Raw genomic sequence first — 25,880 nt, 5'->3', positions numbered from 1 at the left:
TCCAACCTTTGTTAACCTTAAATCTAATACTATGAAAAACACATTGCAAAGGTACGGACTTTTTGCTTATCTCCAAATAAAGCAAATAAAAAAGGCTGTTTTATAACATGTTTTAGGAAAATGCGTCTCTTTGTTAAGGCTTGCTAAGGTTTTGAAGCCTCTACGCAGCTGTTTTCTAAAAAAGAATTATCTTTGTCACATTAAGTTTTGGGCCTTACTTGACGATTTTCTGCTCTCTTGGCTCAAAATCCTGGAAATTAAAAATTAAAGACTTGTATGCACGAAGATATTGTCCTTACCCCGATGATGAAACAGTTCCTCGACTTGAAGGCAAAGCATCCCGATGCTGTCATGCTGTTTCGTTGTGGTGACTTCTATGAAACCTATTCCACCGATGCCGTCGTCGCGTCCGAAATCCTCGGTATTACCTTGACCAAACGTGCCAACGGCAAGGGGAAAACCATCGAAATGGCGGGCTTTCCGCATCATGCACTCGACACCTATCTGCCCAAGCTGATACGTGCCGGCAAGCGCGTGGCCATCTGCGACCAGTTGGAGGACCCGAAGTTGACAAAGAAACTCGTAAAGCGGGGCATCACGGAGCTGGTGACGCCGGGAGTCTCCATCAACGACAATGTGCTGAACTACCGGGAGAACAACTTCCTGGCTGCCGTACACTTCGGCAAGGGTGCCTGCGGTGTGGCTTTCCTGGACATATCTACGGGCGAATTTCTGACGGCGGAAGGCCCTTTCGACTATGTGGACAAGTTGCTGAACAACTTTGCCCCCAAAGAGGTGCTTTTCGAGCGTGGCAAGCGGTTGATGTTCGAAGGGAACTTCGGCAGCAAGTTCTTCACTTTCGAGCTGGACGACTGGGTGTTTACCGAGACTTCCGCCCGCGAGAAGCTGCTGAAGCATTTCGAGGTGAAGAACCTGAAAGGTTTCGGTGTGGAGCATCTCAAGAACGGTATCATCGCTTCGGGAGCTATCCTGCAATACCTCATCATGACGCAGCATACGCAGATAGGGCATGTCACTTCGCTGGCACGCATCGAGGAGGATAAGTACGTCCGTCTGGATAAGTTCACAGTGCGCAGCCTGGAGCTGATGGGGTCGATGAACGACGGCGGTAGCAGTCTGCTGAATGTGATAGACAAGACCATCAGCCCGATGGGTGCCCGCCTGCTGAAACGCTGGCTGGTATTCCCGTTGAAGGACGTGCAGCCGATTAACGAACGGCTGAATGTAGTGGAATACTTCTTCCGCCAGCCCGATTTCAAGGAGTTGATAGAGGAGCAACTGCATTTGATAGGTGACTTGGAGCGCATCATCTCCAAAGTGGCGGTAGGCCGTGTCTCTCCGCGTGAGGTAGTGGCGCTGAAGGTGGCTTTGCAGGCGATAGAACCCATCAAAGCGGCTTGCATGGATGCCGATAATGCCAGCTTGAATCATATAGGCGAGCAGTTGAACATCTGCCAGTCCATCCGCGACCGCATAGACCGGGAGATAGACAATGACCCGCCGTTGCTGATTAATAAGGGCGGTGTCATCAAGTCCGGTGTTAGTGCCGAGTTGGACGAGTTGCGCCAGATAGCCTACTCCGGTAAGGATTATCTGTTGCAGATACAGCAGCGCGAGAGTGAGCTGACGGAGATTCCCAGCTTGAAGATAGGCTACAACAATGTCTTCGGTTATTACATCGAAGTGCGCAACACGCATAAGGACAAAGTGCCGGCAGAGTGGATACGCAAGCAGACCCTTGCCAATGCCGAACGCTACATTACCCAGGAATTGAAAGAGTACGAGGAGAAGATTCTCGGTGCGGAGGACAAGATACTGGTACTGGAAACACAACTCTATGCAGAATTGGTGCAATCATTGAGCGAGTTCATCCCCGCCATTCAAATCAATGCGAACCAGATAGCGCGTCTGGACTGCCTGCTCTCCTTTGCCACGGCAGCGCGCGAGAACAACTATATACGCCCCGTCATTGCCGACGACGACGTACTGGAAATCCGCCAGGGGCGCCACCCGGTGATTGAGAAGCAACTCCCCATCGGCGAGAAGTATATTGCCAATGATGTGATGTTGGATAGCCAGACGCAGCAGATTATCATCATTACGGGTCCCAACATGGCGGGTAAGTCTGCTTTGCTGAGGCAGACGGCGCTGATTACGCTGCTGGCTCAAATCGGCAGTTTTGTGCCTGCGGAGAGTGCCCATATCGGGTTGGTGGATAAGATATTCACCCGTGTAGGTGCCAGCGATAATATTTCCGTGGGCGAGTCTACCTTTATGGTGGAGATGAACGAGGCGGCGGATATCTTGAACAACCTTTCTCCCCGCAGCCTGGTGCTGTTCGACGAGCTGGGACGTGGTACTTCTACGTACGACGGTATTTCCATCGCCTGGGCGATTGTGGAGCATATCCATGAGCATCCAAAGGCGAAGGCACGCACCTTGTTTGCCACGCACTACCATGAGTTGAACGAGATGGAGAAAAGCTTCAAGCGTATTAAGAACTACAACGTTTCGGTGAAGGAGATAGATAACAAAGTCATCTTCCTGCGCAAATTGGAGCGCGGTGGCAGCGAACACTCCTTCGGTATTCATGTAGCCAAAATGGCGGGTATGCCCAAAAGCATCGTGAAACGTGCCAATGACATTCTGAAACAACTGGAAACAGACAACCGCCAGCAGGGGATTTCCAGCAAACCGATGGTGGAAGTGGGAGAGACACGCGGTGGTATGCAGCTCAGCTTCTTTCAGCTCGACGACCCGGTGCTGTGCCAGATACGCGATGAGATACTGAATCTGGATGTGAATAACTTGACGCCGCTGGAGGCGCTGAACAAGCTGAATGATATTAAGCGGATAGTGAAGGGAAAGTGATTTTTACTTATAGGAGAAAACGTGGAATTTCAGGACTTGTACAAGTTTTTGCACAAGCCCTGAAACTCCATGGTTAATAGTTTTTCCTCTAAAATTATTCTTCCAAGATTATCTCTAATTCTGCTATGGCAGCTTTCTTTCCTTTGTCATGGGCCGATAATCCCAATAGTTTCACATAACGTGCCCGGCAAGGAGTAAATTCTATAGTTTGCGTTGCTGTACCTATATGGAAGGTGCCATAGATAATGGGCTGCCCCCAATTTTTTCCATCTTTGCTTGCATATACTTCATAGGAAGCTATCCGTCCTTCTTCGCTATCTTGTCGCGGAGTGTAGCGGATACCCTTTATAGTGGCCTCTTTGGATAGGGAAAGATGTATCTCATGAGGGTAGGGAGCTATGTAGAATTGGTTGTGTACCGTGTGCCAATAGGTGTTTATGTTACCGTCTGCCGCCAGCTTCATGCTGTTGTCTGCATCGCTGTCTACGGAGACCACTATTTGTCTCTGGGATGCTCCGCTGATGTTTTTCAGGATGCTCACATTCAGTTCGGCTGCCGAAGCCCATTTCCTGCCGTGCATTTCGGACAAGGGAACGAATTTGAAGTAACGGGCAGTGACGGGTGTTTCCAATGTTATGGTTTGGGCAGACGTCAGATTGGAGAATGTACCTTTGACGGTGCTTTCCCAATTTTTTCCGTCTTTGCTGAAGCTTAGCTCGTAGTCTTTGACGTGTCCGTTATCATTGGAATGTCGTGCTGTGTAGATGAATTTGTCCACTACCAGTAGGGAAGCCATGTCTACCACAATGCTGTGTGGAAACTCTGGAATGGGTTCGTGCCAACGGGTGTGCCAATACGTGGAAGGGTCTCCGTCGATGGCGTTTTGCGCCTCTTCTCCTTGGCTGTCGCTGCTGGAGGAGACCACCTTCCATGCCGAGTGGTCTACGAATATGGGTAGTTCCATAGTAGTGACCAGGCTCTTGCCTAATTTTCCGGAAACAGCGTATGTTTGTATCTTTCCACCGTCAATGAACTCGAATGGAGCTGTGTATTCCCGGTATTCGTTACCGTTAAGGCTGTAGAAGATGGTCGCGTCCGGAGTTCCAGTACTCATTTGCAGGTAACCGTTGTTATCGCGTTCTACCATTACGGGCATGCATGCAGGCATCTGTACGCGTGCTTTCTTGGTAAGCTCACTTTGCGTGTAGCTTCTTTCCAAAGGCATCATGATGAAGCTGAATGCTACGGGAGTTGCTTGCAGTTCGTATTTTTTCATCGGGCCCGGACCGCAGCTTGCGTTGCCCAGAGGACGATTGTGGGCATCAAGACAAAGAACTGTCTCCTTGCGCATCGGGATGTCGTATTTGTGAATCAGTTTTTGCAGATGGTCGGGATCTGCCATGTCTTGTGCTCTGACATGCAGGGCAGAAGCCGCCATTTGGTCGCCTGCCACGAAAACGAAGCCCATACCGTCGGCGTTGGTGATGGAAATCCAGCGTACCTCTTCATGGTTACCCATCTCCTGAGGCTTTACATAGTTCACCCATTGGTCGGATACTGTACTTTCGTATACGCCTATTGGGGTGGCATCCTTGCGGTCTACGTAGTTTTCCCATGGGCCACGTCCATACCAACGCATACGCTCGAAGCCTTCGGGCAGTTCCATTCGATAGCCCACACGCGGAATGATTTCGCTGTCGGATACCGGGATGATGACACTGTTCACCATGATGGAACCATCGGCATTTACGGTGTATTCTATTTCTGTGCGATACTCAAAACCGAGTTTACCTTTGTGGCAGTTCCGGATGTGCAGGGTTATTCTGTCCTCTTCTTGGTGGGTTTCCCATTTGCCGGTTTCCGCTTGCAGCTGGTAAAGGCCTTTGCGTTGCCAATCGCCACTTACCTGTTTATCGTTGTCGGTGGGAGCACGGAAGAGGTTCAGTTCGAGTCCTTTACTTATCAGGGGGATATTATTCAATGTATATGCCGATAAAGTTCCTTCTTCCTTGGAGAAGACAGCTTCAAAACGTTCACCTTTCACCACCAATGCGTCGGCAGTTTCGTTTAGATTGATGTTTCCTTTTTCGGGTACGAATATAGGTTTCTCGCTGCTTGATAGCTTGAATTGTTCGGTGGCTACCTCGTAGTCGGCTTTTGCCCATTCGGTATCTCTTTTTTGGCAGAAACTGAAATTGATAAAGTATTCTGCTCCGGGTACCTTCGTTGCGGGTATGTCTGGCAGGGTGATGACTTTGCTTGCCTGTGCTTCCAGCTTCAAATCTTCCAGATTGCCTGAGCAGACGGTCCTTCCATCTTCCGTTATTTCATATCTCCCGTAGAGGTCTTCCATATTGGCATGGAATCGCTTGTTGCTGATTCTATATTTGCCATTCCCTAATGCTTCTATGCGGATGGGTTGATGTATCTTCTTCATTTCATAGGATTTGGCAGATAATGTACGGTCGGAGAAGATGACGCCGTTGGTACAGAAGTTACCGTCGTTGGGCTTGTCACCAAAGTCACCGCCTACGGCCATGTAGAAGCCTTTGCCGTCGGGAGTGGGCATACGCAGGCTTTGGTCTACCCAATCCCAGATGAAACCTCCGATGAGTGCCGGATAGCGTTCGTAGGTTTCCCAGTATTCCTTGAAGTTTCCTATGGAATTTCCCATGGCATGGGCATACTCGCATACTACGTGCGGTTTCACGATCTCGCCCTTTTGTATTTTCTCCAATCGTTCACGGCCTACGTTTTCCAGCCAGTCCACACTTGGGTACATGCAACTGGTCACGTCGCAGAAAGAACTGTTTCCCTCGTAGTGGGTGGGGCGGGTAGTATCCAAACGTTTGATGGCCTTTTCAGCAGTGGAGAAGTTGTTTCCGTTTCCCGATTCGTTGCCCATGGACCACATTACGATGGAAGCGTGGTTACGGAAACGTTTCACTTGGTTCTCGTTGCGCTCGGTGAATGATTTTTCCCATTGTGGCTCGTGTGAGAGACGCATTTCGCCGTGACACTCTACATTGGCTTCTGCCAATACATAGATGCCATAGCGGTCGCATAGGTCGTAAAAGTAAGGGTTGTTGGGGTAATGGGAGGTACGGACGGCGTTTACGTTCAGCGCTTTCATTAGTTGTACGTCCTTTTCCATCTCTTCTTTGGAGACGGTACGGCCATTCAATGGGCTGTGATCGTGGCGGTTGACACCTTTGAAAAGAGTGGGTTTGCCGTTAATCAGCAGTTGTCCGTTTTTGGCAAACTCTATTTCGCGGAAGCCTACCTTTACACTACGTAGGTCTGTCACTTTTCCCTTCTGTTTTAGGGTCAGGGTCAGGTTGTAGAGGCTGGGTGTTTCGGCTGTCCATTTCAGTGGGTTCTCCACATCGAATTCCAGATGGGTACTACCTGTTTTTGTGGCGTGGATAGTGCGTGATAGCACTTCCTTTCCTTCTGTGTCGGAGAGCTTCACTATGAGTTCGGCAGAACTTTTCTTACCGGTGATTTCCACGTCCAAAAAAACTGTAGCATTACGATAATCTCCGTCCAAGTCGGTTCGGAAGAAGAAGTCCCTAATTTGCGTGCGTGGTGCTGACCATAGGAATACATCGCGGAAGATACCGCTGAACCGCCAGAAATCTTGACATTCAAGAAAACTTCCATCGGTGAAACGGTACACTTCAACTGCCAATGTGTTTTTTCCTTCTTGTAAATAGGGAGTCAGATTGAACTCGGCAGGTAAGTAGCTGTCTTCTGAATAGCCCACTTTTTTACCGTTCAACCAAAGATAGAAACCTGCTTCCACTCCATTGAAGCGAATAAATACATCTCTGCCCTTCCAAGATGTGGGCAAAGTGAATTCACGTCGGTAACTGCCTACGGGATTGGGCATGTTGGCAAAAGTATAGTCTGCCGGGCGAGGTTGGATGACGTTGGGCCATTGTACTCCTTTACTGTAATCACAGAAAGGGTAAATGGTATTACAATACAAAGGCTTGTCCCAGGGCTTGTTATGGCGTACAGCCTCTATCTGCCATGTGGCGGGCACTTTGATGTTATCCCAGTCACTTACGTCGTAGTCGGGCTTGAAGAAATCCTTCGGCCGTTTTTCGGGGTCGGCCACCCAATGGAATTTCCATGTACCGTTCAGAGTTTGATAATAGGGGGATTCCTCGATGCTCAGGCGTAGGGCTTGTCCTTCGTCGGCAAAGGGAATGGCGGTTTGGCATGCCGTTTCTTTGTTCACTCCCGAAATGTTCAGGTCATTCCATTCGGGCTGTTCGTGAGTTTGTGCTGTTGCGGCTGCGGTAGCAAGCAGCCCGGTGAATGCGATACTCAAAAAAGAGCTTCTTTTCATAAATGCAGATGGTATAAGATGATTAAGTATTAGTGATTTCCTGTCCTTCCCTCACGTTCTTCTTTTGCCGTTCGCAGTATTGACGGGGCGGCATTCCGTAACGTTGTGAAAAAGCTTTATAGAAAGTGCTTCGGTTGGTGAATCCCGTGCGGTCCATCAGCTCTTCGATGGTGAAGTTGCTGGAGACTAACAAGCGTTCCGCCGTGGAGAGGCGGTATTCTTTGATGATGTCGGCAGGCGATTTGTCAGTAAGTGGTTTCAGTTTGCGGTAGAACTGCCGGCTGCTGTAGCCCATTTCCTTACTCAAAAGTTCTACTTGCAGGTCTGGATTGGCTAAGTTCTTTTCAATGACTTCTGTCATTTTCTCTAAGAATTCTTGTTCTTCTTTGTGCAAGCAGCTTCCTTCTTTCCAGGTAAAGGTGCTGAGTGCCGAACTATAATATTCCTTCAGGTTTTCTTCGCGGCGGATGAGATGATAGACCATCTTTTCCAAATATTTCACATTGAAAGGCTTGGTGACATAGGCATCCGCCCCCGATTCCAGTCCTTTTACTTGGTCGTCTTCGTGATGCAGTGCTGAGAGCAGGATTAGGGGAATATGGCTCCACAGCTTGTGTTGCTTGATGGTGGAGGTGAAGGATAACCCATCTATATCGGGCATCATCACGTCTGAGATGATGAGATCTGGCTGTCGTTGCTCCAGGCTGTCTAATGCCTTTTGGGCATTATTGAAAGAGAGTACGTTGTATTTCTCTGTGAATATTTCGGATACGAACCACAGCATGGAAGGGTCATCATCTATCACCATGACCGTCTGCTTGTTTGCGTCGAATTCTTGGGTGTATTTTTCGGGCAATTCTTGCACTTCTTCGGTGGGAATGCTTGGAGAAGCCGCTTCGTATGCTGTTTGCGGTACTTCTTGTCCGTTGGGGGGGAGCGAGGGAAGGCTTACAGTGAAGGTGGTCAGTTCGCCCGGTGTGCTTTCGATGTTTATGTCTCCTTCCAACAGTGTCACCATGTTTTTGCAGATGGCCAACCCCAGTCCGTTTCTTGAGTTTTTGCCGTTCATCTCCACGGAGTCGAGAATCTTATAGCGGTCGAATATCTTTCCGAGATTTTCCGGTGTGATGCCTTTGCCGGTATTGGCTATCTTCAAAATAAGACGTTCGTTTTTCGTGTACAATGTTACGCTGATGTTCCCCTTGTCGGGTGTGTACTTGAAAGCGTTGGATATGAGGTTTCCGGCTATTTTGTTGAAGCAGCTCAGGTCGGTGTTCCATGTCAGTTCGGGGGCTATGTCAAGGCAGTAGTTCATTTCTCTGTTTTCCGCCATGTCACCGAAGGATTCGGCGATGTCCCTTAACTTTTCGGAAACAGGTTGCGGCTGTATGGAGAGCATTTTGTTTTCCGTTTCCAGTCTTCTGAACTCCAGCAATTCCACAATGAGACCATTCAGCTTTTCCACATTTTGCTGAATCATCTTGGCGTAGCGGTGCGTGTAGATATCTGTCTCCTTGTGGGTGAGTATCTTCTCGCACGGTCCCTGAATCAGGGTGAGGGGGGTGCAAAACTCGTGGGTGATGTTGGTGAAGAAGCGTAGTTTTGATTCATAGACTTCCTCTTTTTTCTGTCGTTCCATTTTCTTCATCATGTGCTGCCGCTTCAGGCGGTAGGTATAGAATGCATAGGCGACTATGCCTGTACATAATAGTAACCCTAACAAAAAGTAGCCCACATAGGCCCAGGTACTGAGATACCAGGGAGGAGCGATGTAAATGGTGAAGGCTTGCGGATGGCTTTCTTTACCGTTGATGTTGTTGCGGTATTTCACAAACAGAGTATATTCTCCGGGGGAAAGGTTGGAGAAGATGGCATTGGGTGAAACTCCGTTTTCTATCCATTGGTCGCTTGCTTCCTTTAGTTTATAGGAGTAGAAATAGTCGTTTCCGTTAATGTAGTCTGTTATCCGGAAGTTGAGCTGGAAGAAGTTGTGTTTGTAGTCCAGTTGTAGCACGGGCTTCCCGTCTTTGTAATGTAAAAAGTCATGCAGGTTGTATTCCTTACCGAAGATGGAAAGTCCTTTCAGGCTGATTTCGGGCATATAGTCCGTGGTGATGTAAGAATCGGGCTTCACGGTGACGAAGCCGTTTACACCTCCAAAGAAAAGGATTCCCGTAGCATTGTCTTTGTAGAAGGCTCCATCACTAAATTCGGTCACGGCCAGTCCGTTTCCGTTGTTGTAGGTCTGCTTGGTCTGTTCTTGGGGATTGAGTCTCATTAATCCTTGATTGGTACTCACCCAGAGATTGCCTCGGTTGTCCTCCAAGATACCATGTACGGTGCTGTTGGTGTAGAGCTTTGCACTGATGCTGTCTGGGTTTCCGTCTTCGTTTGAGTAGAAGCGGAGAAGCCCTGATCCAGTGCCCAGCCAGTAGCCTTGCTCGTTTTTGTGTATGGCGAACACATCGTTGGCGGTTTGGCTGTTTACCAAGTTGTTGAAGCGGAACTGTGCCATTTCTCCAGTACGTACATCAATGCGGTAGGCTCCGAGCCCTCTGTTCCCGAACCACAGCGTAGAGCTGCTTTCACGGTAGGAGGTGAAAAAATAGTTTGATGCCATATGTCCGTTACTCACCAAAGTCCGTGTAGCATGCTTCACAATAGGATCTTTTCTCTGATTTTCTAATGTCACCTTTACGATTCCTTCGCCCACGGTGGAAATCCAAAGTGTACTGTCATTGGTTTGATCAATGGAGTGCACATATTTCACTTTGGTTCCATTGGCTTGTACCGCCAGTTCTTTCAATTGGTGGGTAGAGTAGGAATAATAATTGATTCCGTTTTCCGTACCTATCCAAAGTCGGTCTTTTCCACCGGGTGCAAAACAGTAGACGGAGTTGTCGGTCAATGTGCTGTTACCGGTGATGAGACGATCATGTTTTTCGGGTGTATTGTTGACAAGATAATTCGGTATACGCAATATGCCACTGCCTTTGGTTCCTATCCATAAGGTTTGCTGTGGGTCGAGGTAAAGGCTGCGTACCGGGTTGTTCACCTGATATGCGGGAGTGTTGAGCAGGGTGTTGGTCATGGTGAATGTGTCATTGTAAAGCATGTATAACCCTTCTCCGTCGGTAGCTACCCATACGATATCTTGAAATTTGTCTTTCATCAGACAGAAGATGCCCGACTGTATTTCAGTGTATTCTATACGGTATTTAATCTTTTGGTTTGCTTCATATTTCAGTACTATCAAGCCGCTGCTTTTGAAACCGATACAGAAGTCATTTTCTCGTTTGATGATGGAAGATACTTCACCTCGTTTTTCTATTTCGTCTTTCAGGTCGGCAATGTAGTAACACTGTCGGTTGCTGAAACTATATTCGTAGAGGGCATAGGTTTCATCAATGAAGTAGGCTGAATCTTCTCCGATGAAGGCATGCTTCAAGCCGTGATGTCCAAATGGCTTTTCCGGAATCAGTGTCACGCTTTTTCCCGTGTGGTTCAGACGATAGCAACGAGTGTTGTTTCCAGTTGCGAATATCCAAAGCAGGTTGTTGGAATCAATGGTCATGGACAGTACTTTATTAAAATCCATGGAAGAGATGTTTAACTGGAGAAATTTCTGGTTCTCTTGTTGGTAGTGATACAGATTTCCGTCATCTTTCAGCACTAACATGCACTTGTTGTTGCTTCGTGCCAAGAAGATGTTGTCCTTGAATTCGGTAAAGGTCCGGCAGGTCTGTCGGTATGTATCCAATCTGTCTAACCCGTAGTTGGTTTGTAACCACAGTATGCCTGGCTCTGATTCTACGATCTGGCTGATAATGTTGCCTGACAATAGGTTGCGTGACACATCAACGGGCGTATATAGGTGGATATTGTTGCCGTCAAACACGTTCAGTCCGTCGCATGTTCCTATCCATAGTACACCTTGGCTATCTTGGTAAAGGGATTGGATGGCACTATTGGAAAGACCGTTTTTATTGGAGAATTGCCGTAGGCTGTAAGCGTACACAAAATCCGGAAAACAGCATAAGAGGCTGATAAGCAATAAAATCGTATGGCCTTTCCAGTATATGTCTTTCATGTGGCTTGTTGTATTGATTTTGAGTTGCAAAGATATATTTTAAGGTGGAAACAGTCAATATTTGCAATATATTTCTTTAGTTGTAGGCTTACAGTTTGCTTTGTATCTGCTCCGTATCCTTAGAAATGTATTTGTACGGAGCAGATAGGTATGGATATGATTAGCGAATGACCGCAGCGAATCCACCGTTGCGTGCCAAACGGACTGTGATATGGTTGCCTTTCTTCAAGGATTGTTCTTGCTTGCGATAGTCCATGGCTTGGTGGTCAGCGTTGATGCCGTCTTCAAAAGAGGTCATGAGATAATTTTTTCCTTCTTGCAGGAAATCAAGGGAGATGTTAAAGACCCGTTCACGTTCGCGGTTGTTGGTCATGCCTCCTATATACCATTGTTCTCCTTTGCGTTTGGCCACGATGGCATATTCTCCTGCTTTGGCTTCGAGAGCGATGGTTTCGTCCCATGTTTGGGGTACTTGGGTGATGAAACGTGTACACTCGTCGTTGCGATAATAGAGGGTAGGATTGTCTGCCATCATCTGCAGGCCGGTTTCAAAAAGAACAAAGAGTGCCATCTGATAGGCACGTGTGCCGATGCTGGCAGAATTGGGACGTTCGGAATGGTAGACTTCAGGCTGCATGCTAAGCATGGCGCCGGGAGTATAGTCCATGGCTCCTACTGCGTTGCGTATGAAGGGGAAATAGACACTGTTGTCGGGACGGCATCCGCCCATTTGCTCCATACCTCTTACGCCTTCGTAGGAGAGTACGTTTGGGTATTTGTATTCTAATCCGGCAGGTTTGAAAGCACCGTGAAAGTCAACGAAGAGATGGTGTTTGGCGGCTTCATGTGCTACGCGTTCATAGAAGTTTACCATCCATTGGTCGCTACGATCCATGAAATCTATCTTTACGCCTTTCACACCCCACTTTTCGAAAGTTTCGAATAGGTCAAAGTGGTTTTCTACCGTAAGCCAAGTGAGCCATAACACAATGCCTACGTTTTTTTCTTTGCCGTAGCGGATGAGTTCGTGTATGTCTACCGAGGGATTGGGTTTATAGGGGTTGCGGGTGTTCATGGCCCAGCCTTCGTCCATTACTATATATTCTACGCCGTAGTGGGATGCGAAGTCGATGAAGTATTTGTAGGTGTCAAGGTTGCAACCTGCTTTGAAGTCCACGTCGGGGCCGTAGGGTGTGGCTCCGTTCCACCATTCCCAGCTGGCTAGTCCTGGTTTAATCCAAGAGGTGTTTTCTATGACATTCTTTTCAGCGAGGCGATAGGATAGAGTGTTTTCTATAAGTTTGCGGTCATCGTCGGTAATGACGAAGTAACGCCATGGATAACTGCGCTTGCCTGCGGTACGGGCTATGCAGTTGGCTTCTTTCAGAATCTTGAGACTGCGGTCACCGTCTTCTCCGAATTCAAGAGGCAGACGGGGGAAGACGGCGGTAATGCCGCCTTGTCCATCGTTTTTCAGAAACATGGCGGGATAGTCTGTCAGATTGGTTTCACTCATGAGGATTTTGTCACCTTTGGGTGTGCTGGCTAAAAGGGGAAGCAGAGCCATGCGATTGGAGTTTTTCCACTCGCTGCTTGTTTGGTGGCGATATTCTTCTTCATAGGAAGTCTTAAAGCCGTCAGGTTGCTGAAGATGTAGCAGGCAATCATCCACAAAGTTCAGGCGGAGGATTTCATTCATTATTTCTTGCTCGCCTTTCAGGTCAGTAAGGAAGCGGTAGGCGAATCCGTCATCAAAGGCACGGAACTCTACTGAATAGCCTCCTTTAAACTTCAGTAGCAATTGGTTGTAGCGGTTGGTTATAGTAGAGAATTTCAGGGGTACGATGGGAGTCAGTTCCTCGTTTACATTTTGGCGTACTACTTTGTTTAGTTTAGGATGGATGCCCAGCTGGTGGTTGGCAGTTTCCAGACCAATGACACAGTTGTCCATCAGTGTTTGATTTCCTTGGGTTACATCATATTGGATTTGATCGGTCAGCTCCACCGAGATGCGGATGTTTCCGCTGGGTGAGGCCAGTTGATGTACTTTCTGTCCGAAAGCGGTCAGTGAGAGGCAGAGAACTGCCGAGAGTAGGAATTGTTTTTTCATGTTCTTAGCTTTTGGATTTTTACAATATACAAAAGTAGTTTGTATTCTGTAGGAAATGTATGCTATTTATGACATAAATATATAAAATCATGCCACAGACGACTTTTTACATATCTATGTCGCGAATCTGTACAGTATGAGAGTGAAGGATGGGCTATTTTTGTTACCAACATTCCACATGTCAGAAAACTATTGTTGCCGGATGGAGGCTAAAGAGAGAAGGTGAAAGAGCGGTTTGCGGTTAGAGGAGGCAGCACATTTATAACAAAGAATGCGGTGGTTTATATCGAATTGACATTATCTTTTACGAAAAAACAATAATAACAAAACCATGAAAAAGAGACGAATACTGATGGGGAAGACCCATCTGATAGCGGGAGCCGTGATGTTGGCCGTTGCAGGAGGACAATTATCGGCTCAGACCGTTGCACCGAAGAAAGCAAAAGCGTACATGGTGGCAGATGCCCACTTGGACACGCAGTGGAACTGGGACATTCAGACTACTATTAAGGATTATGTTTGGAATACCTTGAATCAGAACCTTTTCCTTTTGAACCAGTACCCCGACTATATCTTTAATTTTGAAGGTGGAGTGAAATATGCTTGGATGAAGGAATATTATCCTCGTGAATACGAACTGATGAAGGCTTTTGTAAAGGCAGGTCGATGGCATGTGAGTGGGGCCAGTTGGGATGCTACCGACACTTTGGTGCCGTCTGTTGAATCGTTTATTCGCAACATTATGCTGGGGCAGGAGTTCTATCGTAAGGAGCTGGGGGTAGAAAGTACCGACATCTTCCTTCCCGATTGCTTCGGATTCGGTTGGACATTGCCTACTGTTGCTGCCCATTGTGGACTGATAGGTTTCTCTTCACAGAAGCTGGATTGGCGTAACAATCCTTTCTACGGTAAGAGCAAGCATCCCTTTACCATCGGACTGTGGAAAGGAGTGGATGGAGCGTCCGTCATGCTGGCTCACGGATATGATTACGGTCGTCGTTGGGATAATGAAGACCTTTCAGAAAATAAATATTTGATGGAACTCTCCAAATGCACTCCCCTGAATACCGTTTACCGCTACTATGGAACAGGTGATGTGGGCGGTTCACCTACCATCGCTTCTGTGGCTTCCGTGGAGAAAGGTATCAAGGGAGACGGTCCGTTGAAGATTATCAGTGCAGCCAGTGACCAGTTGTTCAAGGATTACCAGCCCTATGGCAGCCATCCCGAGCTCCCCGTATTTGACGGTGAATTGCTGATGGACGTTCATGGAACCGGCTGCTACACTTCACAGGCTGCTATGAAACTCTATAATCGTCAAAATGAACTTTTGGGTGATGCCGCTGAACGTGCTTCTGTGGCTGCTGCCCTTTTGGGGGTTGCCGAATATCCTGGCAAGAGCCTGACGGAGTCTTGGCAGCGCTTCATATTCCACCAATTCCACGATGATTTGACTGGTACCAGCATTCCCCGTGCCTATGAATTTTCTTGGAACGATGAACTTCTCTCTCTGAAACAGTTCTCCGGTATCCTGACTCATTCTGTGGGAAGTGTGGCAGGCAAGCTTGATACTCGTGTCAAGGGGATTCCCGTAGTGCTCTATAACGCTTCGGGCTTCAAGGCTGCAGATGTGGTGATCATCGAAGTGGAGGCTTCCCGTTTTCCCAAAAGTGTGGCTGTATATAACGAACAAGGCAAGTTGGTGGTTTCTCAGTTGGTTTCATATACTGATGGAAAGGTCCGCTTGTTAGTAGAAGCCACTGTACCCGCCAATGGATACGCAGTTTACGATGTCCGCCTCTCCGGCGAAGGAAAAGAGATGCCTGCTGTTGAAGCTGCAAGTGTTGAAAATTCGTTCTACAAACTGACATTGAATGAGAACGGTGACATTACTTCACTGTTTGACAAGAGAAACAACAAGGAATTGGTAAAGGCTGGTAAGGCTATTCGTTTAGCCCTCTTCACTGAAAACAAGTCATTCGAATGGCCGGCATGGGAGATATTGAAAGAGACTGTGGACGCTACTCCTATCTCCATCACCGAGGATGTGAAAGTGACTCTTTGCGAAAACGGCGCATTACGTAAGACTCTCTGCGTGGAGAAACGTCACGATGATTCTTTTTTCCGCCAGTACATCCATTTGTATGAAGGTGTATTGGCCCACCGCATTGACTTTACTAACGAAGTGGACTGGCAGTCTACCAACGCTCTGTTGAAGGCTGAGTTTCCCCTCAATTTGAATAATGAGGTGGCCACTTACGACTTGGGCGTAGGCAGCGTGCAGAGAGGAAACAACATCTTGACCGCTTACGAAGTATATGCTCAATATTGGGCAGATTTAACGGACGCTAACGGTTCTTATGGCGTTTCCATCATGAACGACAGCAAATATGGCTGGGACAAGCCTGATAACAACACCCTACGTCTCACTTTGCTGCACACTCCGAAGACAAAAAAGAACTATGCTTATCAAGATCGTCAGGACTTCGGTCACCATACCTTTACTTACAGCTTGGTAGGTCATGTGGGCGCTTTGGATGTAGTTCAAACCCGCGAGAATGCTGAACTGCTGAACCAGCGCATCAAGGCGTTCGTTGTTGGAAAGCATCGCGGCGAATTAGGTAAGAGCTATTCATTGGCTTTTTCCGATAACCGGAATGTACTTATTAAAGCCTTAAAGAAAGCCGAAAGTTCAGATGAATATGTGGTACGCGTGTATGAAGCTGCAGGCAAGCAGGCGCAGAAAGCCTCGATTGTCTTTGCCGACAACCTTGTGGCTGCTGTAGAAGCAGATGGTACGGAAAAGACCATCGGTAAGGCTACATTCAGTGGAAATCGCTTGGAAGTGTCAGTCAATCCAAACAGCATTAAGACCTACAAGGTACGTTTCGCTTCCAATAAAAAGGTGCAGACGGTGGCCGAACCATTGCCCCTTGTTTATGATAAGAAGTGCTTCAGTTGGAACGAGTTCAAGGCTGCTGCCAACTTTGAGTCTGGTTATTCTTATGCTGCTGAATTGATACCTGCCGAGATGAATGTGCATGGAGTGCCTTTCAAATTGGAGACACGTGAAGAGCTGAATGGTATGGCTTGCAAGGGCAATGTACTGAAACTGCCCGCCGACTGTACTTATAACAGACTCTATATCCTTGCTGCTGCCGCTTCTGATAAAGATGTGAAGGGGATATTCCGCGTAGGCAAGTATGTGCAGGAAGTCATTGTTCCTTCTTATACTGGCTTCATCGGTCAGTGGGGGCACACCGGACATACTGAAGGTTATCTGAAAGATGCTGAAGTTGCCTATGTGGGTACGCACCGCCATTCCGGTGAAGGCGATCAGCCGTATGAGTTCACTTACATGTTTAAGTTCGCAATAGACCTGCCAGAAAGGGCTACTGAGGTGGTATTGCCCGATAATAAGGATATTGTTATTTTTGCCGCCACTTTGACTGATGTTGCTGCTACTTCTGTTTGTCCCGCTTCCGAACTGTTCCGTACGGCAAACAAGTGCAATCGCTATCAGACGGAAAGCTCCACAGAGAGAGTGAACATTCTGAAGCAGGACATGGTAATGGGCTATTCAAGCTATGTGAACGAGAAAGAGAAGCCGGCTTTCATGGTAGATGGCGACGAAAACACAAAGTGGTGTGCTATTGCTGAAATGCCCCACTACGTAGACTTTGATTTGGGCGGTGAAAGAAGCATTAATGGCTGGAAGTTACTGAACGCTGCCGGCGAAAACCATTCCTACGTCACTTCCTCCTGCTTTCTGCAAGGTAAGAGCGACAAGAATGGTGAATGGCGCACACTGGACTATGTTTCGGGTAATGGTAAGAATGTACTGAATCGCACGCTAAATAAGTCTGAAAGTGTTCGCTACCTGCGTCTTTTAGTGACACAGCCCATGCAATCGGCTTCTGGTAAAGATGTGCGCATTTATGAAATGGAAGTATACGAATAAACAGTTATTATATTCCCATTTTTCAGATCCTTGTGTCTGTCACCACAGACACAAGGATCTGATGATTCTCAGGTGTAAGTGCTTAATGTGAGTAAGTTAACAACTCTATTGAAGTAAATTTATTGGAAATAACAAATACCTTGAAAAATGAAAATTAGAATATTTGCTGTTGTATGTTTATTAGCTGCTAATCTCTTTACAATATCTGCTCAAAAGTGGTTTACGCCTGAGGCGGAGAAACAAGTGGATGCTCTTTTGAGCCAGGTAGTAGAAGGAAACTACAAGAATAATCGCTATCCTCTACTCCGTAAGCCCTTAATGGAACTTCCTTTAGGCAGTATCAAACCTAAAGGCTGGTTGCACGAAATGCTGGTTCGTCAGAAAAATGGCGCCAGTGGTCAGATGGATGTTCTTTACCCTTCGGTTATGGGCAAACGCAATGGTTGGTTAGGTGGTGATGGAGACCAGTGGGAACGCGGTCCATACTGGATAGACGGTCTACTTCCTTTGGCGTATATACTGGATGATGATGTCTTGAAAGCCAAAGTGCAACCTTGGATAGAATGGGCTTTGCAGAGCCAGCGTGAGGACGGATTCTTCGGTCCTGAAAAAGATTATCCGGGAGAGCCTGGACTGCAACGTGATAACTCGCAAGACTGGTGGCCGCGTATGGTCGTGCTGAAAATCCTACAGCAGTATTATTCGGCAACGAACGATAAGAGAGTCGTCGCTTTTATGACAAAATATTTCCGTTATCAACTGAATACCTTGCCGCAAAAACCTTTAGGACACTGGAGCAGTTGGGCAGAATTCCGTGCTTGTGACAATTTGCAAGCTGTATATTGGCTTTATAATCTTACGGGGGAGGATTTTTTGCTTGAATTGGGGCATTTGCTGCACCGGCAGAGTTTCAGTTTCATAGATATGGTAGATAGGGGAGACTTGCGCAGAACCTGCACTATACACTGTGTTAATTTGGCACAAGGCATCAAAGAACCGATTATTTATTATCAGCAAGATACCGACCGGAAATATATTGATGCTGTCAAGGAAGGCTTTCGAGATATTCGCCGGTTCCATGGACAGCCGCAAGGCATGTATGGAGGCGATGAGGCTTTGCATGGAAACAATCCTACACAAGGCTCGGAGTTGTGTTCGGCCGTAGAGTTGATGTACTCGCTGGAAAAAATGGTGGAGATTACAGGAGACATAGACTTTGCCGACCATTTGGAACGCATTGCTTTTAATGCTTTACCAGCCCAAATATCCGATGACTTTATGACTAAGCAATATTTCCAGCAACCGAATCAGGTGATGGTAACACGCCATCGTCGCAACTTCGACCAGGATCATGAAGGGACAGACCTTGCTTTTGGCACTCTGACTGGATACCCATGTTGTTTTTCGAATATGCACCAAGGTTGGCCAAAATTTACACAGCACCTATGGTATGCCACACCTGATAACGGCATTGCAGCCATTGTCTATTCTCCGTCGGAAGTAACAGCCAATGTGGGTGATAATGTACCGGTGGTTATCAGTGAAGATACTTACTATCCGATGGATCATCAGATAACTTTTACCATTAAAGAGGTGAGAAATAAGGTGAAACAAGTGAAATTTCCATTTCACCTGCGTGTTCCGAAGTGGTGCAAGCAAGCTGAAATACGGGTAAATGGAAAGATGGAGCAAACTGTCAAAGGTGGGAAAATAGCTATCGTAGACCGTATATGGAAGCGGAATGATAAGATTGAACTGTATCTGCCCATGGAGGTCTTTACTAGCACTTGGTATGAAAACGCAGTATCTATTGAAAGAGGTCCGTTGGTATATGCCCTGAAAATGGAAGAAAATTGGGAAAAGAAAGAGTTTAAGGATAGTTGGTATGGTTCTTATTATTATCAGGTGACTTCTTCGGATCCATGGAACTACGGATTGGTGGATTTTGACCGTAACAGAATGAACGAGGTGGCCCAAGTAAGTATCAATAGCCAAAAACAGCAATTGGACTTTCCTTGGAATCAGGAAAATGCACCGGTTGAAATAAAGATGAAGGCTCGTCTTATCCCTACTTGGACAGTATATAATGAAATGGCAGGGCCCCAGCCTTTCTCTTTCTGTGGCAGTGCCGAAGGAGGAGAACAAGAAATCACGCTGATACCCTACGGTTGTACAACCCTGCGTATTTCAGAATTTCCAGTTGTTGGGAAATGATGTTTCCGAGGTATGGGGGGAACGGTGTGTTTGTTTTGTGACAAACTTGTTTCAGAATTCTGCCATGTCCGGAATGTGGACGGTTATGTCACGGATTTATAGTTGGCTTTTAACCTTACTGTCTATTTTTGCAATCGTTTTTAATAGGGTTTATATATTATAAAGAAGACTCCTGCGACGGAGTGAAAAACAAGTCGAACAATTTAATGCCGTAGAAAAAAGATGAAAAATTCCAAGAAAGCACTCCTCTGCCTATTGTCATGCGCCTTGGCAGTAACCGGATGCAAGACACAGAAAGAACCGGCTGTAGCAGACAACGAAATGCTGGTCAGATCTACACAAACACTTGATTCCTTATATGCTCACTATTCCGCACCGGGCACTTGTCTGTTGCGTGAGAATTATCCTTCGGACGTGGAAGGCTATACCGCTACTTATCTGGCTTCCGAGGAACAGAAGAACCGTCCCAATCTCTACTCTTATTTGTGGCCTTATTCCGGTACCTTCTCCGCAGTGAATGCGTTGATGGAGGCCACTAAAGATAACAAGAAAGATTTCGGGAACTATCAGAAGTTGCTTGATGAGAAGGTGCTTCCGGGACTTGCTGAATATTTCGATACTCGTCGTATGCCCGAAGCGTATGCTTCTTACATCAAGGACGCTCCGTTGTCCGACCGCTTTTACGATGACAACGTGTGGCTCGGCATTGACTTCACAGACGTCTATCTGATGACTAGCCAAGAGAACTATCTGCAGAGCGCCAAGCTTATCTGGAAGTTTATAGAAAGCGGTATGGACGATTGTTTGGGAGGAGGTATCTATTGGTGCGAACAGAAGAAGGAATCAAAGAACACTTGTTCCAACGCCCCTGGTTCCGTCTTTGCCCTGAAACTTTTCAAGGCTACGCAAGACAGCTCCTATTTTGAGAAAGGGAAGAGTTTGTACGAGTGGACTAAAGCAACATTGCAGGACACAACAGACTGCCTTTACTTCGACAACATGCGTTTGGACGGTGAGATAGGACGTGCCAAATTTGCCTATAACAGCGGTCAGATGATGCAGTCGGCTGCTTTGCTCTATCAGCTTACCGGTAATGGGCAGTATCTGAAGGATGCGCAAGCGATTGCTGCCGCTTGCCATAATTATTTCTTCATGGAATTCACCCCCGGACAGGGAGAACCGTTCCGTATGCTGAAGAAGGGCGATGTGTGGTTCACCGCCGTTATGTTGCGTGGTTTTATAGAGCTCTATCAGGTGGACGGTAACAAGGTTTATCTTGATTCCTTTGCCCGCAGTCTGGACTATGCTTGGACGCATGCCCGTGAAGATAACGGCCTTTTCAATACTGATTTCACCGGCAAGAGCTGCGACAATCGTAAATGGCTGCTGACACAAGCCGCCATGGTAGAGATGTACGCGCGTTTGGCCGTGTTCGCTAATCAGTCTTTATAATTAAAACGAATCAGACCAAATGAAAAAGAGAAACATTACCTTGTGCGCTGTTGCCATGCTCTGTATGCAAGGCTATGCTAAGGCAGACACTTTTACCCTGAAAGGTGACAACACTTGTGTGGAGAACTATGCTCAGATGACTGCTGCTTACAAGAGCAATCGTCCAAAAATGAAGAAACGCCTTTTCACCTCAAAAGCGGTGGAAGCTGAGATTCTTCGCGTGAAGAAACTGCTTACCAATCCTAAGTTGGCGTGGATGTTTGAGAATTGCTTTCCTAATACGCTTGACACTACTGTACACTTTCGCATGCTGGACGGTAAACCCGATACTTTTGTTTATACCGGTGACATCCATGCTATGTGGCTGCGTGACTCCGGTGCGCAGGTGTGGCCATATGTGCAGTTAGCTAACAATGATGCGCAATTGAAAGAGATGCTCGAAGGTGTCATTCGCCGTCAGTTCCTTTGCATCAACATTGATCCGTACGCCAATGCTTTCAACGACGGACCTACGGGTGGCAACTGGATGACTGACTTGACAGATATGAAGCCCGAACTGCACGAGCGCAAATGGGAGATAGACTCTCTTTGTTACCCGCTTCGTCTGGCTTACCAGTATTGGAAAGTAACTGGTGACAGCAGTATCTTCGACGGTGAATGGATGAAGGCAATTACTGCTATCCTGAAGACTTTCAAGGAACAGCAGCGTAAGGACGGTGTAGGCCCTTACCGTTTCCAACGTAAGACGGAACGTGCTCTTGATACGCTGAATAACGACGGCTTGGGTGCTCCGGTCAAACCGGTGGGACTGATTGTTTCCGCTTTCCGCCCATCGGACGATGCCACTACGCTTCAGTACCTGGTCCCTTCCAACTTTTTCGCTGTCTCTTCTTTGAGAAAGGCTGCTGAAATTCTGACGGAAGTAAACAAGGAAACATCCTTGGCCAAAGAATGCACCGATTTGGCAGCCGAAGTGGAGGCAGCCCTGAAGAAATATGCCACTTACAATCATCCTGAGTTTGGGACAATCTATGCATTTGAAGTAGATGGATTCGGCAATCATCTGTTAATGGACGATGCCAATGTACCCAGCCTTCTTGCTATGCCTTATTTGGGTGATGTGGACGTAAACGATCCTATCTATCAGAATACACGCCGCTTTGTGTGGAGTGGCAGCAACCCTTACTTTTTTAAAGGTAAAGCCGGTGAAGGTATCGGAGGTCCGCACATTGGTTATGATATGGTATGGCCTATGAGTATCATGATGAAGGCATTCACCAGCCAGAATGATGAGGAGATAAAGATTTGTATCAAAATGCTGATGGATACGGATGCCGGTACGGGATTCATGCACGAGTCTTTCCACAAGGATGACCCCACTAACTTTACCCGTGCATGGTTTGCTTGGCAGAACACGCTGTTTGGAGAATTGATTCTGAAATTAGTGAACGAGGGTAAAGTGGATTTGCTGAACAGCTTGTAAAAATAGGAATTATTTAAAATCAATAAAGTGCGCTGGAAGGAGGATTAGGATACAAATTGCATGAATTGGTTGTTCGTTGGTATTATTTGTGTTCTTTTCCTTTTTTTATCGTGATTTATTATAATGTTTAATCTTAAAGAATATGAAAAAGAATCGAGTGTACACAGTAAATTCATTGCTGGCTCGGATAAGTGGGAACTATAAGTTCTGGCTTATTGCCTTGCCTGCTGTGACTATGCTGGCGCAGGCTCCTGCGGTTTATGCACATGCGGAGACTATTACTGTGGTGCAGCAAAACAATGCCACGGTGAGAGGTTCCGTTAAGGATGCCACAGGTGAAAGCCTGATTGGAGTGAGTGTTACTGTTAAGGGTAAAGAAGGTGTGGGTACCATTACAGATGTGGATGGAAACTATTCCATTGTTTGTAGTGCCCAAGATGTTCTCGTCTTTTCCTATGTGGGATATGCCACTCAGGAAATTGCTGTGAAAAATCAAAAACAATTGAATGTTGTCTTAAAGGAGGATACCAAGGTGCTGGATGAAGTTATTGTCATCGGTTATGGTACTACTACCCGCAAGAGTGCCGTAGGTGCTGTAGACCAGGTAAAGGCTTCCATGATCGAAGACCGTCCCGTGGCTAACATGACAGATGCTTTGCAAGGGGCTGCGCCCAACGTGGTTATCCAGCAGCGCAGTAGCAATCCTAATGATCGTAAGACTAACTTTAATATCCGTGGTATCAGCACTGTGAATGACAATAGTCCGCTTTTTGTCATAGACGGATTGGTAGCTGATGGCGGTAGTTTCGATAAATTGAATCCCAATGATATTGAGAACATTTCCATCTTGAAAGATGCCGGTACAGCTGCTATTTATGGTTCACGTTCTTCCAATGGTGTAGTTTTGGTTACTACTAAGAAAGGTAAGAAGAACCAGCGTGCGACAGTTCGGTTAAGTGGTATGATGGGATGGCAGAATCCGGATATCTTGTTTTCTCCGGTGAAAGGCTATCAGAACGCTACTTTGCGCAATTTAGCTGCCACCAATGCTGGAGAGGCTCCTTTGTATACACCCGATCAAATCCGTGACCTGGCTGCCCATCAAAATGAAGAAAGCTGGTTTTTTGATCAGATAGTCCGCACAGCCTTACAGCAGAATTACAATCTAAGCGTATCTGGAGGTAGTGATAAAACTACTTACATGGTGTCCATGGGTTATTATGACCAGGAAAGTAATTATGTGGGCAACAGTGATTTTGGCGTGCAGCGTTATAATTTTCGTACCAATGTTAGCACGGAAGTGGGACGTTTGAAACTGAATGCTATTTTGGCTTATACACGTAATAATAGTGTAAGTACCACCGGTGGGAGTTTGGAAGTGGATGCCGCCCGTGTACCTACTTATTATTATTACAAAATGAAATCGGAAGATGGAAGATATTTGTTAAATGATGTATTGACTGAATTTAACCCATTGGGAGCATTGGAAGCTGGTGGCCGTAACAAGTATCGTAACAATTATCTGAACGCTAATGTCAATGCTGAATTCCGGCTTATTGACGGATTGAAGTTGCGTGGAGTGTTGGGTGCGGATGTGATAAACGACATGCGTTCTACCCGCAATTTGGGCGTATCCTATTACTTGAATGAAGAGGCTACCGAACCACGTCCAGTGAAAGATACTGACTATCGGACCAGTAACTGGAATCATACGGCTTACCTTATTAATAGCCAACTTTTGTTGGATTACAACAAGACATTCGGTAAACACAATGTCAGCGGGCTTTTTGGAGTAACCAATGAATCGTTTACTTCGTCTAGCAATGAGATTGAGAAGAAGGGGGTAGATCCCGACTTGGGTATCGGTACAGACATTACCAATAGTACTGTGGGAAACATCACAGGAAAAACATTTGTAGATGAATCCAACCGTACCAGTCTGACTTCTCTGTTGGGACGTGTGGGGTATTCTTACGCTGACAGATATTATACAGAATTCAGCTTCCGTTATGACGCTTCTTCCAAGTTTCATAAAGACTACCGATGGGGTTTCTTCCCCTCTGTTTCATTAGGCTGGCGTTTGAGCGAGGAGAACTTTATGCAGGCTTACAAGGAACGTGTGGGTGACTTGAAACTGCGTACTTCTTTTGGTATCTTGGGTAACCAGTCTATTGGTACTTATGACCGTTTTACTGTTTACGAACTGTACAACAACTCTTACGCATATAATAACCAGACAGTATCAGGCGCAGGTTTTAAGTTAGGTAAGGATAATTTGACTTGGGAAAAGACCAAAACCTTCAACGTGGGTGTAGACGCTTCGTTCTTCAATAACGCTTTGAATGTGACGTTCGACTATTTCTACAAGCGTACGAGCGACATTTTAATGAAGCCCCTTGTGCCTTCGGTATTCGGTACGGATATGGCGATGGACAACATTGGTGAGATGCAGAATCAAGGTTGGGACCTCTCTATCAACTATCGTTTGAAAACGGGAGCCGCAAATCATAACTTCAACTTCAATCTTGGTGACTCTTGGAATGAAGTGCTGAAGTACCCTGGTCACGAAAGAATCTCACAAATAGAGGAGTTGAGCCGTATCACCCGTGAAGGATGTCCGTTGGAGTCTTACTACGGTTACAAGATGGACGGCTTTTTCCAAAGCTACGAGGAGATTGAGGCATCGGCTATTCCTGTAGGTGGAAAGGTACAGCCGGGTGACGTGAAGTTTGTAGACCGTAACGAAGATGGTGTCATCGACTCGAAGGATAAGTTTATCTTGGGTAATGCCTTCCCTCGTCTTACTTTCGGTTTCAACTACAATGTAGAATGGAAAGGATTCGATTTCGGTATGTTCTGGCAGGGTGTGGGCAAGCGTGACATGATGCTTCGTGGTGAATTGATTGAACCGTTCCACGCCAATTACTCTTATAATATCTATAAGCATCAACTGGATTTCTGGACTCCTACCAACACCGATGCACGTTGGCCGAGACTTACTGCTCCGGGTTCTACTTCCAACAGAAACAACTACGGAAACGGACAAGGTTCCGACCTATTCTTGATGGATGGAAAATACCTGCGTCTGAAGAACTTGCAGATTGGTTACACATTCCCTAAAACATGGAGCCGCAAGGTGGGTATGGAAAAGGCACGTATCTATGTCAACGGACAAAACTTGCTGACTTTCAGTAATAACTCGTTTATTGACCCTGAATCTTCTGAGTTCGACTCTAAGATGGGTAATAGTGGCGCCAATTCTGGTAGAAACTACCCGACGCTCCGTTACTATGGTTTCGGTATAGACATTGAATTCTAAAA

Annotated in this window: 9 protein-coding genes; 6 read left to right on the top strand and 3 right to left on the bottom strand. The window is 46.6% G+C overall.

Annotated elements, in window-relative coordinates:
- Window positions 1-276: 276 nt before the first annotated feature.
- Window positions 277-2,892: a DNA mismatch repair protein MutS gene (gene mutS / locus DW096_RS08650; protein WP_098031901.1), complete on the top strand. Its 2,616-nt coding sequence runs from the start codon at window positions 277-279 to the stop codon at window positions 2,890-2,892.
- Between the two features lie 94 nt (window positions 2,893-2,986).
- On the opposite strand, the gene DW096_RS08645 is transcribed toward mutS, so the two are convergent.
- From DW096_RS08645 to DW096_RS08635, 3 genes are all read right to left on the bottom strand, one after another.
- Window positions 2,987-7,249: a glycoside hydrolase family 2 TIM barrel-domain containing protein gene (locus DW096_RS08645; protein WP_057087311.1), complete on the bottom strand. Its 4,263-nt coding sequence runs from the start codon at window positions 7,247-7,249 to the stop codon at window positions 2,987-2,989.
- Window positions 7,250-7,271: 22 nt separating this feature from the next.
- Window positions 7,272-11,339, bottom strand: a complete 4,068-nt coding sequence (locus DW096_RS08640) for a hybrid sensor histidine kinase/response regulator transcription factor (protein WP_022401927.1) — start codon at window positions 11,337-11,339, stop codon at window positions 7,272-7,274.
- A 160-nt stretch (window positions 11,340-11,499) separates the two neighbouring features.
- Complete coding sequence (locus DW096_RS08635; RefSeq protein WP_005824831.1) at window positions 11,500-13,449, bottom strand: glycoside hydrolase family 97 protein; 1,950 nt, start codon at window positions 13,447-13,449, stop codon at window positions 11,500-11,502.
- A 331-nt stretch (window positions 13,450-13,780) separates the two neighbouring features.
- Between DW096_RS08635 and DW096_RS08630 the strand changes: the two genes are divergently transcribed.
- The 5 genes from DW096_RS08630 (at window position 13,781) to DW096_RS08610 (ending at window position 25,878) form a co-directional block, all read left to right on the top strand.
- On the top strand, window positions 13,781-17,410 hold the full coding sequence (locus DW096_RS08630; protein ID WP_016272162.1) for a glycoside hydrolase family 38 C-terminal domain-containing protein: 3,630 nt from the start codon (window positions 13,781-13,783) through the stop codon (window positions 17,408-17,410).
- A gap of 147 nt (window positions 17,411-17,557) precedes the next feature.
- Window positions 17,558-19,624 carry a beta-L-arabinofuranosidase domain-containing protein gene (locus DW096_RS08625; protein ID WP_016272161.1) on the top strand — a complete coding sequence of 689 codons (2,067 nt, stop codon included), beginning with the start codon at window positions 17,558-17,560 and terminating at the stop codon, window positions 19,622-19,624.
- Between the two features lie 222 nt (window positions 19,625-19,846).
- Window positions 19,847-21,076 carry a glycoside hydrolase family 76 protein gene (locus tag DW096_RS08620; RefSeq protein ID WP_016272160.1) on the top strand — a complete coding sequence of 410 codons (1,230 nt, stop codon included), beginning with the start codon at window positions 19,847-19,849 and terminating at the stop codon, window positions 21,074-21,076.
- A 19-nt stretch (window positions 21,077-21,095) separates the two neighbouring features.
- The gene (locus DW096_RS08615; protein ID WP_005833938.1) at window positions 21,096-22,559 is read left to right on the top strand and encodes a glycoside hydrolase family 125 protein; all 1,464 of its coding nucleotides are present in this window, start codon (window positions 21,096-21,098) and stop codon (window positions 22,557-22,559) included.
- A gap of 142 nt (window positions 22,560-22,701) precedes the next feature.
- Complete coding sequence (locus DW096_RS08610; protein ID WP_005833937.1) at window positions 22,702-25,878, top strand: TonB-dependent receptor; 3,177 nt, start codon at window positions 22,702-22,704, stop codon at window positions 25,876-25,878.
- The last annotated feature ends 2 nt before the right edge of the window (window positions 25,879-25,880 follow it).

Origin of the sequence: Bacteroides sp. AM07-18 (assembly GCF_003602695.1) — a bacterium.
Taxonomy (GTDB): Bacteria; Bacteroidota; Bacteroidia; order Bacteroidales; family Bacteroidaceae; genus Bacteroides; species Bacteroides uniformis.
The sequence above is the reverse complement of the archived record's forward strand: the minus strand, read 5'-3'. Positions and strand labels throughout refer to the sequence as shown.

What these genes read in the sequence shown, in the direction of transcription:
- mutS (WP_098031901.1), top strand. Translation starts at nt 277, where the DNA reads ATGCACGAAGATATTGTCCTTACCCCGATGATGAAACAGTTCCTCGAC.
- DW096_RS08645 (WP_057087311.1), bottom strand. Translation starts at nt 7,249, where the DNA reads ATGAAAAGAAGCTCTTTTTTGAGTATCGCATTCACCGGGCTGCTTGCT.
- DW096_RS08640 (WP_022401927.1), bottom strand. Translation starts at nt 11,339, where the DNA reads ATGAAAGACATATACTGGAAAGGCCATACGATTTTATTGCTTATCAGC.
- DW096_RS08635 (WP_005824831.1), bottom strand. Translation starts at nt 13,449, where the DNA reads ATGAAAAAACAATTCCTACTCTCGGCAGTTCTCTGCCTCTCACTGACC.
- DW096_RS08630 (WP_016272162.1), top strand. Translation starts at nt 13,781, where the DNA reads ATGAAAAAGAGACGAATACTGATGGGGAAGACCCATCTGATAGCGGGA.
- DW096_RS08625 (WP_016272161.1), top strand. Translation starts at nt 17,558, where the DNA reads ATGAAAATTAGAATATTTGCTGTTGTATGTTTATTAGCTGCTAATCTC.
- DW096_RS08620 (WP_016272160.1), top strand. Translation starts at nt 19,847, where the DNA reads ATGAAAAATTCCAAGAAAGCACTCCTCTGCCTATTGTCATGCGCCTTG.
- DW096_RS08615 (WP_005833938.1), top strand. Translation starts at nt 21,096, where the DNA reads ATGAAAAAGAGAAACATTACCTTGTGCGCTGTTGCCATGCTCTGTATG.
- DW096_RS08610 (WP_005833937.1), top strand. Translation starts at nt 22,702, where the DNA reads ATGAAAAAGAATCGAGTGTACACAGTAAATTCATTGCTGGCTCGGATA.